The 13,206-nt window shown below is 69.6% G+C and carries 7 protein-coding genes; 5 read left to right on the forward strand and 2 right to left on the reverse strand.

Features of this window, described 5'->3' with window-relative positions:
- Nucleotides 1–164: 164 nt before the first annotated feature.
- On the forward strand, nucleotides 165–1,187 hold the full coding sequence (locus tag ACJ7VY_RS04880) for a DUF1611 domain-containing protein (protein ID WP_161614102.1): 1,023 nt from the start codon (nucleotides 165–167) through the stop codon (nucleotides 1,185–1,187).
- Between the two features lie 4 nt (nucleotides 1,188–1,191).
- Complete coding sequence (gene dgcA / locus ACJ7VY_RS04885; RefSeq protein WP_161614103.1) at nucleotides 1,192–2,178, forward strand: N-acetyl-D-Glu racemase DgcA; 987 nt, start codon at nucleotides 1,192–1,194, stop codon at nucleotides 2,176–2,178.
- 77 nt (nucleotides 2,179–2,255) lie between these two features.
- Here dgcA and ACJ7VY_RS04890 read toward each other — a convergent pair whose 3' ends face one another.
- Nucleotides 2,256–3,386 carry a serine hydrolase domain-containing protein gene (locus ACJ7VY_RS04890; RefSeq protein ID WP_409476478.1) on the reverse strand — a complete coding sequence of 377 codons (1,131 nt, stop codon included), beginning with the start codon at nucleotides 3,384–3,386 and terminating at the stop codon, nucleotides 2,256–2,258.
- Between the two features lie 523 nt (nucleotides 3,387–3,909).
- Here ACJ7VY_RS04890 and ACJ7VY_RS04895 point away from each other — a divergent pair.
- On the forward strand, nucleotides 3,910–6,795 hold the full coding sequence (locus tag ACJ7VY_RS04895) for a TonB-dependent receptor plug domain-containing protein (protein ID WP_409476479.1): 2,886 nt from the start codon (nucleotides 3,910–3,912) through the stop codon (nucleotides 6,793–6,795).
- Between the two features lie 213 nt (nucleotides 6,796–7,008).
- Here the strand turns inward: ACJ7VY_RS04895 and ACJ7VY_RS04900 are convergent, their stop codons facing one another.
- Nucleotides 7,009–8,766, reverse strand: coding sequence for a peptide MFS transporter (locus ACJ7VY_RS04900; protein ID WP_409476480.1), 1,758 nt, complete (start codon nucleotides 8,764–8,766; stop codon nucleotides 7,009–7,011).
- A gap of 238 nt (nucleotides 8,767–9,004) precedes the next feature.
- Here ACJ7VY_RS04900 and ACJ7VY_RS04905 point away from each other — a divergent pair, with 238 nt between their 5' ends.
- The gene (locus tag ACJ7VY_RS04905; protein WP_104938331.1) at nucleotides 9,005–10,966 is read left to right on the forward strand and encodes an OPT family oligopeptide transporter; all 1,962 of its coding nucleotides are present in this window, start codon (nucleotides 9,005–9,007) and stop codon (nucleotides 10,964–10,966) included.
- A gap of 74 nt (nucleotides 10,967–11,040) precedes the next feature.
- Nucleotides 11,041–13,185 (forward strand): prolyl oligopeptidase family serine peptidase, encoded by a 2,145-nt coding sequence (locus ACJ7VY_RS04910; RefSeq protein WP_409476481.1) that lies wholly within the window; start codon nucleotides 11,041–11,043, stop codon nucleotides 13,183–13,185.
- Nucleotides 13,186–13,206 lie beyond the last annotated feature (21 nt).

The following is a 13,206-nucleotide window of genomic DNA, read 5'->3' on the forward strand; positions in this document are numbered from 1 at the left end:
CGGCCGCGGCCGGCCGTGGCAGCTGGCCGGGAATATGCGGGTTTTTCCCGATTCGGGGCGTTCCCCGGTATGGTCGAATGGCGACGATCAGTTCCAGCCCGGGCAAAGGTGGCGACCATGCATTACACGAACGAACGGCAACAGGTGGGAAGCGAGGCCAGGCCATGAGCGCGGCCGCCGGCAGGGTGATCCTGCACATGCCCTACCTGTTGTTCCTGGGCGAGGAAACCAACCCGCTGAAGGCCAAGACCGCCTTCGGCCTGCGCGACTGGAGCGCACCGGACTGCATCGGCCAGACGCGGTTGCCCGGCGGCACCATCGACCTCGGCCTGGCGGAGCTGGACCCGGCCGCCGCGGCCGCGGCCGGCGCACGCTCGCTGGTGATCGGCGTGACCCCGGTCGGCGGGCGCATTCCCGCGCATTGGAGCCCGCTGTTGATCGCCGCGGTGGAGGCGGGCCTGGACATCGTCAGCGGCCTGCACACGCCGCTGGAATCGGTGCCCGGCCTGGCACAGGCGGCGCTGCGTTCGGGCGTGCGCCTGGTGGACGTGCGCCGGCCGCCGGACAACCTGCCGCGCGCCACCGGCAAGCGGCGCAGCGGCAAGCGCGTGGCCATGGTCGGTACCGACTGCGCGCTGGGCAAGAAATACACCGCGCTGGCGCTGGCGCGGGCGATGCGCGGGCAGGGCATCGATGCCGATTTCCGCGCCACCGGCCAGACCGGCATCATGATCGCCGGCGCCGGCATCGCGGTGGACGCGGTGATCGCCGATTTCATCGCCGGCGCGGCCGAGTGCATTTCGCCCGACGCCGCGCCCGACCACTGGGACCTGATCGAAGGCCAGGGCTCGCTGTTCCACCCGGCCTATGCCGGGGTGACCCTGGGCCTGCTGCACGGTTCGCAGGCCGACGGCCTGGTGCTGTGCCACGACCCGCTGCGCACGCACCTGGTCAGCTGGCCGGACTACCCGGTGCCGGGGCTGGCGGTGGCGCGCGACCTGTACCTGCAGGCCGCGCGCCTGACCAACCCCGCTGCGCGCCTGGTCGGGGTGAGCCTGAATACCTCGGCGCTGGATGCCGCCGCTGCGCAGGAGGCCCTGGCGCGTGCCGAGCGCGAGCTGGGCGTGCCCGCTTTCGACCCGATGCGCAGCGACCTGGACCGGGTGCTCGCCTCGATCATGGGTTGAGGGCATGGCCATGCGCACGCTGCATGCCAGGCCGCATGCCTGGAAACTGAGGGAGCCGTTCGCGATCGCCCGCGGCGTGCGCAGCGAGGCGCGCGTGGTCATCGTCGAGCTGCACGAGGACGGCCGGGTCGGCCGCGGCGAGGCCGGTGGCGTCGGCTATCACGGCGAGACCCCGGAAAGCATGCTCGCGCAGATCGAACAGGTGCGCCCGGCACTGGAGCGCGGCTGCGACCGCCACGCGCTGCTGCGGCTGCTGCCGGCCGGCGGCGCCCGGCATGCGCTGGACGCCGCGCTGTGGGACCTGGAGGCCAGGCAAAGCGGGGTGCCGGCCTGGACCCGGGCCGGCATCGCCCATTGGCGGCCGGTCGACAGCGCGGTGACCATCGGCATCCGCGACATCGCCGCCTACGAGGCCGCCGCGCGGGCGCATGCCGCTTATCCCTGGCTCAAGGTCAAGGTCGGCAAGGGCTCGCCGGTGGATGCGGTGGCCGCGGTGCGCCGCGGCGCGCCGCGGGCGCGGCTGATCGTCGATGCCAACCAGTCGTGGAGCGTGGAGGAACTGCGGGCCTACGTGCCGGCGCTGCAGCCATTCGCGGTGGACCTGCTCGAACAGCCGGTCGCGGTGGCCGACAGTGACGGGCTGCTGGGCTACGACGGCGCGATCCCGGTCTGCGCCGACGAGGCGCTGTCGACGCGCGAGGATCTGCCCGCGCTGGCCGGACGCTACCAGTTCGTCAACATCAAGCTGGACAAGACCGGGGGCCTCACCGCCGCGCTGGAACTGGCCAGCGCCGCGCGCGCGGCCGGGTTCCGGCTGATGGTCGGCTGCATGCTGGGCGGCTCGGTATCGGTCGCGCCGGGCATGGTGCTGGCGCAGCTGTGTGAGGTCTGCGACCTGGATGGCCCCTGGCTGCAGGCCGAGGACTGGCCGGGCGGCATCGTGTACCAGCAGGGCCGCATGTCGATGCCACAACCGGCGGTATGGGGCTGAGCGCGGGGTGACCGCGACGACCGCGCCGGTTGCGGCATGCCCGCAACCGGCCTTTGCCGTGCCGCCTCAATGCCGCCTCAATCCTGCGCGCTGGACCAGTCGACCGCCGGGTAGCTGCCCGGCCCCATGAACGTGCGCAGCACCTGCTTGTAGGCGGCCGGTCCGTTCTCGCTGTTGGTGAACAGCACCAGGCTTTCACCGCTGGCCGGGTCGAGCATGAAGAACGCCTTGAAGCCGGGGTTGTCGCCCCAGTGCCAGGCCAGGCGCCGGCCATCGGCGTCCTGCAGTCCGACGCCCAGGCCCCAGGTGATGAACGCATCGGCCGGGCTGGGCGCCGCCGGGTCGTCGGCATCGCTGGACGGCGCGAACATCAACGCATGCGTGTCCGGGCGCAGGCCTTCGCCGCGGTACAACGCCCGCTGGATGAAGTTGTCGTAGTCATGGGCGTTGGTGACCAGCGTCCAGGCGGTGTTCTCCCAGGCGAATATGCGCTCGGGTTCGGCGCTGCCATTCCCTGCGTGGCCATTGGCGTTGCGCGCGTGCAGGGCCGGGTCGGTAAGGTAGCTGCTGCTGGGCATGTCGAACCGCGAGAACACTTCGCGCGCGGCCAGCGCATTCCAGCTGCTGCCGGTGAGGTGCTCAAGCGTGCGCTGCAGCAGGTAGAAGCCTTCGCCGGAGTAAGCATAGTGCCCGCCCGGTGCGAACTTGCTTTGCAGCGGCGTGTGGTCGATCGCCGGGTTCGACGGCGATATCTGCCAGTTGGGCAGGCCGCTGGTGTGGTCGAGCACCATGCGCGTGGTGATCCGCCGCGCCAACGGGTTGTCCCGGGTCCTGGGCGATTGCCAGTAGTCCCACAGCGGCTTGTCGAGGTCCAGCTGTCCGGCGTCGACCAGACGCAGCGCGATGTAGGCGGCGACGACCTTGGACAACGAGGCAGCCTGGAACACGGTGTCGTCGCCGACCGTGGCCGCCGCGCGGGCGTCGAGCACGCCATGGCAGTACGCCTCGGAGATGCCGTCGCGGGTATGGATCAACTGTGCGCCGGGAATGCCATGCGCGCGCATCGCTGCGTCGAACGCATCGCGCCTGGCCTGCGCGCTGGCCGATGCCGGCGGCGCGCCACAACCGGGCCGGTCGCCGGCGCCGGGCGCGGCGCGCAGCGCCGGCGCGATGCCGACGGAAACCAGTGCGAGTGCAAGAACGGCCATGCGTGGTGCCTGGATCTTCATCTTTTCCCCGGTCTGTTCGAGAAGGTGGTGTCGGTCATGCGCGGCGATGTCCGCGGATGCGATCGGCATGGCCAGACGCAAAGTGCAGCGACGGCGCGCGTGCTGTCGCGGCCTGCGTCGACCGCGGCAACGATACCGCATACACGCGCGCCTGGAGCCACTGCGCAGGCGTCATTTTCAAAGCGGTTTCGTCGTCGCCTCGAACGCGCCGGTACCACGCCGGCGGACGCCGCCACGGCATGCGAACAATCGGGGTTTCTCCCGATGCGTGACCGCGGGCGACGCGCCTAGGATCGCCGTCATGTTCCGGGGAAGCGTGCCCGCAGGGCCGCCATACGACCGGAACGTGCCCGGGCCTGGTGCCGCTTATTCCGGTGTTGCGATGCGCAGCGCCGGAGCCCGCCGTCGCGCCCGGAAAAGGGACAACGCCGTCCTTCGCGACAGATCGCCATCGCCGCAGTGCCTTCCAGCCGAACCACGCCGAGCAACGGGGAGACGAACCATGATGTCCAAACGCCCGCAACAACCGCAGCATCGCCGCCTTGCAGTCGCGGTCTTCATGGGCCTGGCGGTGCCGGCCGCGGCACTGGCCGCCAGCGCCGCGCATGCGCAGCAGGCGGCACCGGACGCGGCCAGCGGACAGGTCGATGCGGGCGATGTCGCGCGCACCCTGGACAAGGTCGAGGTCACCGGCTCGCGGATCAAGCGCACCGCGGTCGAAGGGCCATCGCCGGTGGTGGTGATCACCAGCGAGGACATCCGCAAGCAGGGCTACAGCACCGTGGCCGAGACGCTGCAGACGCTGACCCAGTTCAACGGCGACGTGGTCGGCGGCGAGTTCAACGCCAGCTCCACCCAGCCCGATGCCGCGTTCCTCAATCTGCGCGGGCTGGGTGTCGGTTACCAGCTGATCCTGCTCAACGGCAAGCGCATGACCGAGTACGCGGCCAGCTCCGGCGCCGCCTCCACCGGCGTCAGCGTCGGCAGCATTCCCGCGGTGGTGGTGGAGCGCATCGAAGTCCTCAACGGCGGCGCGTCGGCCATCTACGGTTACGATGCCGTCGCCGGCGTGGTCAACATCGTCACCCGCGACAACTGGGAAGGAAACCACCTGCGCGTGCGCGGCGGCACCACCACGCGTGGCGGCGGCGATATCGGGCAGTTCCAGTTCAGTGGCGGCAAGGCATGGGACCGCGGCAGCGTCACCTATGCGTTCGAACAGCTGAACCGCGAGCCGATCTTCTCCTGGCAGCGCGGCAACATCATCCGCACCGGCATGAACGCGCCGGGCAATGCGGGCAGCAACCGCCCCACCTTCGGCCTGGACACGGCGCTGATGGACGCCGGTTACAACGATTACTACTGGCTCGGCAGCGACGGGCGGCTGCTCTACGCCGGCGATGTCGATCCGGCGACGGCCACCGCGGCGCTGGAGCACACCTGCCGCAGCCTCGGGCGCAACTACTTCCCGATGTACGGCTCGGCCAGCGCTGCGCGGCCGTATGCCTGTGGCAACGCCAACTACTACGACGGCGACACCCTGGCCAACAAGCACGACAAGACCTCGGCTTACGTGTCCGGCCATTTCCGTTTCAACGACGCGCTGGAAGGGTATGGGCAGCTGCTGGTGCAGCGCTCGCGCAGCGAGGCCGCGCACCGCACCAGCATGTACCTGTATAACGCCGGCAGCGCGCATGATGTGGACATCGGCCAGTTCGAGTACTGGCGCGCGCTCGACCCCAACGACATCGGCGGCGCGCCGATGCGGGTGTGGGACGAGACCACGATCAGCGCCAACGCCGGCGTGCGCGGCACCTTGGGCGCGCGCTTGGACTGGGACGCCAGCGTCAGCCTGTCGCGCGACGAGATGAAGAGCAGCTGGAAGCAGCTGATGACCGACCGCGTGCACCGCTACCTGTTCGGCGAGGCGCTGGGCGAGGTCGATGGTGCGCCGCTGTACCGCATCGATCCGTCGGTGCTGTTCGGGCCCATCAACCCGCAACAATACGCGTCGATGGTGGATACCATCCGCAACCGCAACCTGTCGCAGACCCTGCAGGCGCAGTTCGTCCTCGACGGTGCGCTGTTCGCGCTGCCGGCCGGCGACGTGGAGATGGCCTCGGTGTTCGAGGCCTCGCATTCGAAGTACGAACTGCGTCCGGATCGACGCAGCCTCGGGACGTATACAGGCGCCGACAGGACCTTCAACCACACCGGCGTGTCCGGTGGCGGGCCACGCGACCGCTACGGTGCCGGCGTCGAGTTCCGCATCCCGCTGCTGCAGCGTGTGGTCGCCAACGTGGCCGGGCGCTGGGACACGTACGACGACATCTCCGACGTCGGCGACGCGATCACCTGGCAGGCCAGCCTCGAATGGCGGCCGTTCGACAACCTGCTGCTGCGCGCCAGCCGGCAGACCAGCTTCATGGCGCCCAACATCATGTGGCTCTACGGCGAGCCGGTGACCAACTATGACGACTACATCACCAATTACTACCTGTGCCGCCGCGACGGCCTGGACCTGACCACGACGGCCGGGCTCGCCCAGTGCGGGGCCGACCACCACGAAAGTGCCTGGTACGTGGAAGGCGGAAACAACCGCCGACTGCATGAGGAAACCGCCACCTCCAACGGCCTGGGCATCGTCTGGGACGTGACCGACCGGCTGTCGCTCAGTGCCGACTACTGGGAGATCACGCTCAAGGGCAAGAGCCAGTACCTGGATACCGCCACGCTGATGAGCGAGAACGCCAGCTGCCTGCTCGGCAAGCGCGTGGATGGCACGCCGGTCGATCCCAATTCCGGTGCCTGCGCGGTGTACCTGGCCTATGTGCAGCGCGACGCGGCGGGCAAGGTGACCGGGTACTTCCTGGACGCCATCAACCAGGCGGGCGTGCGTACCAAGGGCGTGGACGCGAGCCTGAATTACGCCTGGAGCGGGGGCAGGTTCGGCGACTTCAGCCTGAACGCCGGCTACAGCCGCACGCTGGGCTACGACGTGCAGGTCGCCGCCGGCGACCCGTGGCAGGACTACATGGGCTGCTCCTATTCGGCCACCTACAGCTGCGGCAACCAGCCGCTGGCTTTCCGCTCGCGCAGCAACTGGACGCTGGGCTGGAACCGCGGCGAATGGTCGGCCAGCGTCTATGGTTACCGCAACGGCGCGCGGGTGAACTACCAGGCCAGCGCGCAGCTGCGGTCCTACGTGCAGTGGAACGCCAGCCTGTCGAAGAAGATCACCGGCAACGTGCGCCTGGGCGTGGACGTGACCAACCTGTTCGACCGCTACGGGCCCCGGGACACGAGCATGACCTGGTATCCGTTCTACCAGAACATCTACGGCATCCAGGGGCGCGCGGTGTACGTGAATCTGGACGTCGATTTCTGAGCCGCGCAGGCGGCCGCTCCCGTGCACATGGGCTTGCCGCGTGGCGAGAATCGGCCTCCATGGACGAGGCGATCAGGGAGGGGCAGGGAAGGTGAAGGTGCGTCGTTCCTGTCGCGGCACCTGGGGGGCGACACCGCGAAGTAGGGGGCGCATGCCCGCCATGACCCCAGCGGCGCCGACTGGCGCCGTTGGGGTTCCGGCCAGGGCGCGCCCTCAGCGCACCCCGTGCATCATCCGCTTCAGCAGCGGCGCGGCGAGCAGGGCGAGCACGGCGCAGCCCAGGCCGATCCACATCAGCAGCCAGAACAGGTGTTCGTAGCGGGCCGCGGCCTGCGCGATGTCCATCACTTCGCCTTCGGGCACGTCGATGGCGGCGAGCTTGCCGAACAGTGCGGCCAGGGTTTCGGAAAAGGCGGTGGCCAGGAACCAGGTGCCCATCATCAGGCTGACCACGCGCGGGGCCGCCAGTTGGGTGACGGCCGACAGTCCCACCGGCGACAGGCACATCTCGCCGATCTCCAGGACCAGGTAGGCCAGTACCAGCCACCACACGCTGGCCATCTGCCCGCTGGCACCGACCTGCTGCGCGGCCAGTGCCAGCGGCACGAACGACAGCGCCCCGAACAGCAGCCCGAACGAGGATTTCACCGGCTTGGACGGATCCAGCCCGCGCCGGTCCAGCCACGCCCACAACGCGGCGAACAGTGGCGCCAGCAGCACCAGGAACAGCGCGCCCAGGTAGGTCAGCGAACCGGCGGTCTGCGGCAGCACCAGGCAGTCGCGCAGCAGCAGCACCAGCATCGCCGCGACGATCATGGTGAACAGCAGGCGCGGCGCGCCCGAGCCGGGGGTGCGTTCGGACAGGCGCGCGGCGACCACGAAACCCAGTGGCGCCAGCAGCAGCGAAGCGATCGACCACGGCAGCGGGGTGCCGTCGCGGATCACCAGCGACGGCACCAGGTCCTTGCTCAGCAGGCGGTCGGTGAAGGTGACCCACGAACCGTAGGTCTGTTCGTACAGGGTGAAGAACACCAGTGCCATGAAGATCAGCGCCATCAGCGCGATCATCTGCTGGCGCTGCACCGGGGTGCAGCGGGTACCGGTGAACCAGGCGAACCACAGCAGCACGCCGCCCAGCACCACGACCATCAGCATCAGCGCCAGGCTGATCTCGCCGCCCAGGGCGAAGGCGCCGTTGGCCGCGGCCCACATCAGCGCCGCCACCGGCACCACCCCGGCGATGGCGACGGCGTAGATCAGCCATTCGCGCGGCAGTCCGGCCACCCGCTCGCGCAGCGCCTGCGGCCGTGGCGGCTCGGCGTGGCCCTGCAGGTATTTCTGCCCCCACAGGAACATGGCCAGGCCGACCAGCATGCCGATGCCGGCGGCACCGAAGCCGTATTTCCAGCCGTAGGCCTCGCCGAGGAAGCCGCAGACCAGCGAGGCGAACAGCGCGCCGAGGTTGATGCCGGCGTAGAACAGCGAGAAGCCCGAATCGCGGCGTGGGTCGTTGTCCGGGTACAGCTTGCCGACGATGGTGGAGATGTTGGGCTTGAGGAAGCCCACGCCCATCACGATCAGTGCCAGCGACAGGTAGGTCGCGCCCAGCGCGGCGTCGTCGCGCACCACCTCGCCGCCGACGCGGTGCGCGGCGTGGCCCTCGAAGGCCATGCCCAGGTGGCCGAGCACCAGCAGGATGCCGCCGAACACCACCGCCTTGCGCATGCCCAGCCAGCGGTCGGCGAGCAGGCCGCCGAACACCGGCACGCAGTACACCAGCCCGCCGTAGGCGCCCAGCAGGTCCAGCCCGGCCTTGTCGCCGAACAGGTGGTACTTGGTCAGGTACAGCAGCAGCAGCGCCTTCATCCCGTAGAACGAAAAGCGCTCCCACATTTCGGTGAAGAAGCAGACGTAGACCCCCTTGGGGTGGCCGAGGAAGTCGCTGGACGGGGAGGCGGGGATTGCGTGCATCGGGGCGCCGGCTGCGGAGTCGGCGGCAAGTATAGGAGCCGTGCGCGGGACGGGCCCGGCGGTGCCCGCCGGCGCATGTGCTGGCCCGGCCGCCGGGCGGACGCGGATGCGGGTGTCGCCGTGGCCCGGTGCCGGGGTGCGACAGGCCGCATGGCACGTCGCGCATGCTGCGGTACGGCTGGACTTGCCGTTAAGCGGACGTTAGCGTGGCAACGTTTTTTGCCAGCCGGAAATTTCCATGAACAATGCTGCACCCCCGCAGCTCACCTTCCGCGCGGTGGTCCTGGCCATCGTGCTGGCGGTGGTGCTGTCCGCCGCCAACGCCTACCTGGGCCTGTTCGCGGGCCTGACCGTGGCCACGGCCATTCCCGCCGCGGTCGTCTCGATGGGCGTGCTGCGCCTGCTCGGCGGCGGCACCATCCTCGAGAACAACATCGTCCAGACCGGCGCCTCGGCCGGTTCGTCGATCGCCGCGGGCGTGATCTTCACCATCCCGGCGCTGATCCTGATGGGCTACTGGCCCGACTTCAAATACTGGTGGGTGCTGGGCATCGCCGGCCTCGGCGGCCTGCTCGGCGTGCTGTTCTCGGTGCCGCTGCGGCGCTCGATGATCGTCGAGGAACCGCTGCCGTTCCCCGAAGGCAAGGCCGCGGCCGAAGTGCTCAAGGCCGGCGAGAACCCCGGGCCGGGGCTGAAGATCCTCGGCCTGTCGGCCGCCATCGGCGGCGTGGTCAAGCTGGCCGCGGCCAATGGCCTGAAGGTGATTCCCGACAGCTGGGCGGTCGCCGGCTACTTCGCCAACAACAAGGTGATCGGCTACCTCGGCACCGGGCTGTCGCCGGCGCTGCTGGGCGTGGGCTACATCGTCGGCCTCAATGTCGGCATCGTGGTGCTGTCCGGCGCGATCCTGTCCTGGCACATCGCCATCCCGCTGTACCACGCGCTGTTCCTGGGCAGTGATCCGCAACTGGCCGCCGGCATCGCCGGCGCGCCGGCGGCCGATGCGGCGTTCGCCATCTGGTCGTCCAAGATCCGCTTCCTCGGCGTCGGCGCGATGCTGGTGGGCGGGGTGTGGACGCTGTTCTCGCTGCGCAAGTCGCTGCTGGCCGGGATCAAGAGCGGCTTCGCCGCCGCGCGCAAGAGTGCCGGCGCGGTGCCGCTGGCCGAGACCGAGCGCGACCTGCCGATGAAGTGGATGCTGGTGGCGCTGGTGCTGTTCGTGCTGCCGCTGCTGGCGCTGTACCAGGCCATCGTCGGCCAGTGGCTGGTCAGCGTGCCGATGACGATCATCATGATCGTGGCCGGCTTCCTGTTCGTCTCGGTGTCCGGCTACCTGGCCGGCCTGGTGGGCTCGTCCAACAACCCGGTCTCGGGCATCACCATCGCCACCATCCTGTTCGCCTCGGTGGTGCTGCTGATGCTGCTGGGCGACGACGGCAAGGTGCAGGTCGGCGGCGCGCCGCTGGGCGCGGTGGCGGCGATCATGATCGGCGCGGTGGTGTGCTGCGCGGCCGCGGTCGGCGGCGACAACCTGCAGGACCTCAAGACCGGTTACCTGGTCGGTGCCACGCCGTGGAAGCAGCAGCTGATGCTGGGCATCGGCGCGTTCTCCTGCGCGCTGATCATGGCGCCGGTGCTGAACCTGCTGCAGGAGGCCTATGGCATCGGCTCCAAGACGCTGCCGGCGCCGCAGGCCAACCTGATGGCCTCGGTCGCCAAGGGCCTGTTCGGCGGCGACCTGCCCTGGACCATGATCATCATCGGCGGCGTGATCGGCGCGGTGGTGATCGCCATCGACGGCTGGCTGAAGAAGACCGGCAAGCGCTTCCGCGTGCCGGTGCTGGCCGCGGCCATCGGCATCTACCTGCCGCTGGAGCTGATGGTGCCGATCTTCCTCGGCGGCCTGCTGGCCCACCTGGTCGCGCGCTTCCACAAGGTGCGCGCCGACGACGAAGAGGCGCTGGACCGCGTGCATCGCCCCGGCGTGCTGTTCTCCGCCGGCCTGATCACCGGCGAGGCGCTGATGGGCATCGCCATCGCCCTGCCGATCGTGATCACCCAGAACCCGGACGTGCTGGCGCTGCCGCTAAGCCTCGGCGCCGCGGCGCAGTGGGTGGGCCTGGCGGTGCTGTTCCTGGTCGGCTGGCTGCTGTACCGGGTCGGCCGCAAGGGCGAGCAGGCGACGCCGGCCAAGGGCTGATGTCCGCACCCGGGCGATGATCCACCGCGCAAGGCCCCGCTCCGGCGGGGCCTTGTCGTTGCGGGGGGCCAGGCATGACTTCAAGCCTTTGCGCGCGACGCCCGGCCGCGCCTACCATCCATGGTTTGCCTGCCTTGTTCCGGGAGAATCCCATGAAGCTCCGTCACGCCCTGTTGCCGTTGTGCCTGCTTGCCGCGCTGCCCTCGCTGGCCAGCGCCCGCGGCTTCGAAGTCCGCGACATGGTGAAGCTGGACCGCGTGTCCGCGCCGCTGCTCACCGCCGATGGCGCGCAGGTGATCTTCGCCAAGCGCGTGGTCGACGCCGACCTGAAGGCCAGCAGCAGCCTGTGGATCCGCGACCTGCGCACCCGCGACCTGGCACCGCCGAAGCGGCTCTCGCCGGAGGGCTGGAACGTCAACTCGGCCGCACTGTCGGCCGATGGCCGCACCGTGTACTTCCTCAGCGCCAAGAACGGCAGCCAGCAGCTGTACGCGATGCCGGTGGCCGGCGGCGCGCCGCGCCAGCTGACCGACTTCGCACTGGACGTGGACAGCTACCGGGTCTCGCCGCAGGGCGACCGCGTGCTGTTCAGCGCCGGCGCGTTCCAGGAGTGCGCTTCGGACCTGGCCTGCACCGCCACCCGGCTCAAGCAGCGCGAACAATCCAGGAGCAGCGGCGTCGTGTTCGACAGCATGTTCGTGCGCCACTGGGATACCTGGGCCGACGGCCGCCGCAACACCCTGTTCGTGGCGCCGCTGCCGGCCGCCGGCGCGGCCGCGGGCAAGACCGCCACGGCGATCAGTGCCGGCCTGGCCGGCGACGCGCCGTCCAAGCCGTTCGGCGGCAACGAGGACTTCGTGTGGTCGCCGGATGGAACCTCGGTGGTCGCCAGCATCCGCGTGCAGGGCCGGCAGGAGCCGTGGTCGACCAACTTCGACCTGTACAAGCTCGACGCCAGCGGCAAGGCCGCACCGGTCAACCTGACCGCCGCCAACCCGGCGTGGGACGCCGGCCCGGTGTTCAGCGCCGACGGCAAGACCCTGTACTACCGCGCGATGAAGCGCCCGGGCTTCGAAGCCGACCGCTTCGGCTTGATGGCGCTGGACCTGGCCAGCGGCAAGACCCGCGAGATCGCCCCGCAGTGGGACCGCTCGGCCGACGGCATCACCCTGTCGGCCGATGGCGCTACCCTGTACACCACCGCGCAGGACATGGGCGAGCACCCGCTGTTCGCGGTGCAGGTGGCCGATGGCGCGGTCAGCAAGGTGGTCGGCGAGGGCAGCATTTCGTCCTTCGACGTGGCCGGGCAGACGCTGGCCTTCACCCGCAACTCGCTCAAGAGCGGCGACCAGGTGTTCACCGGCACCCCCGCTGCCGGCGCGCCGCTGCGCGCGATCACCCCCAGCGCCGGCGAGATGCTGCCGGAGGTGGCTTTCGGTGATTTCGAGCAGTTCTCGTTCAAGGGCTGGAACGACGAGACCGTGCACGGCTACGTGGTCAAGCCGCACGACTACCAGGCCGGCCGCAAGTACCCGGTCGCGTTCCTGATCCACGGTGGCCCGCAGGGCAGCTTCGGCAACGGCTGGAGCTACCGCTGGAACCCGCAGACTTACGCCGGCCAGGGCTATGCGGTGGTGATGATCGATTTCCATGGCTCCACCGGCTATGGCCAGGCGTTCACCGACGCGATCAGCCAGCACTGGGGCGACCGCCCGCTGGAAGACCTGCAGAAGGGCTGGGCCGCGGCGCAGCAGAAGTACGGCTTCCTCGACGGCGACAAGGCGTGTGCGCTGGGCGCCAGCTACGGCGGCTTCATGGTCAACTGGATCGCCGGCAACTGGAACGAGCCGTGGAAGTGCCTGGTCAACCATGACGGCGTGTTCGACCAGCGCGCGATGGGCTATGCCACCGAGGAGCTGTGGTTCACCGAGTGGGAGCAGGGCGGCACCCCGTACGACGTCCCGCAGAACTACGAGAAGTTCAACCCGGTCAACCACGTCGCCAACTGGCGCAAGCCGATGCTGGTGGTGCAGGGCCAGCTGGATTACCGCATCCCGGTGGAGCAGGGCCTGGCCACCTTCACCGCGCTGCAGCGCAAGGGCATCGAATCCAGGTTCCTGTACTTCCCGGACGAGAACCACTGGGTGCTCAAGCCGCACAACAGCGTGCAGTGGCACGACACGGTCAACGCCTGGCTGAAGCAGCACATCGGGCAATGACCCCGTGCGGGGAGGGGCGCG

Source organism: Stenotrophomonas sp. Y-13, from assembly GCF_046267925.1.
Taxonomy (GTDB): Bacteria; Pseudomonadota; Gammaproteobacteria; order Xanthomonadales; family Xanthomonadaceae; genus Stenotrophomonas; species Stenotrophomonas acidaminiphila_A.

Excerpts from the sequence above, each read along its gene's own strand:
- ACJ7VY_RS04880 (WP_161614102.1), top strand. The coding sequence starts at position 165 with ATGAGCGCGGCCGCCGGCAGGGTGATCCTGCACATGCCCTACCTGTTG.
- dgcA (WP_161614103.1), top strand. The coding sequence starts at position 1,192 with ATGGCCATGCGCACGCTGCATGCCAGGCCGCATGCCTGGAAACTGAGG.
- ACJ7VY_RS04890 (WP_409476478.1), bottom strand. The coding sequence starts at position 3,386 with ATGGCCGTTCTTGCACTCGCACTGGTTTCCGTCGGCATCGCGCCGGCG.
- ACJ7VY_RS04895 (WP_409476479.1), top strand. The coding sequence starts at position 3,910 with ATGATGTCCAAACGCCCGCAACAACCGCAGCATCGCCGCCTTGCAGTC.
- ACJ7VY_RS04900 (WP_409476480.1), bottom strand. The coding sequence starts at position 8,766 with ATGCACGCAATCCCCGCCTCCCCGTCCAGCGACTTCCTCGGCCACCCC.
- ACJ7VY_RS04905 (WP_104938331.1), top strand. The coding sequence starts at position 9,005 with ATGAACAATGCTGCACCCCCGCAGCTCACCTTCCGCGCGGTGGTCCTG.
- ACJ7VY_RS04910 (WP_409476481.1), top strand. The coding sequence starts at position 11,041 with ATGACTTCAAGCCTTTGCGCGCGACGCCCGGCCGCGCCTACCATCCAT.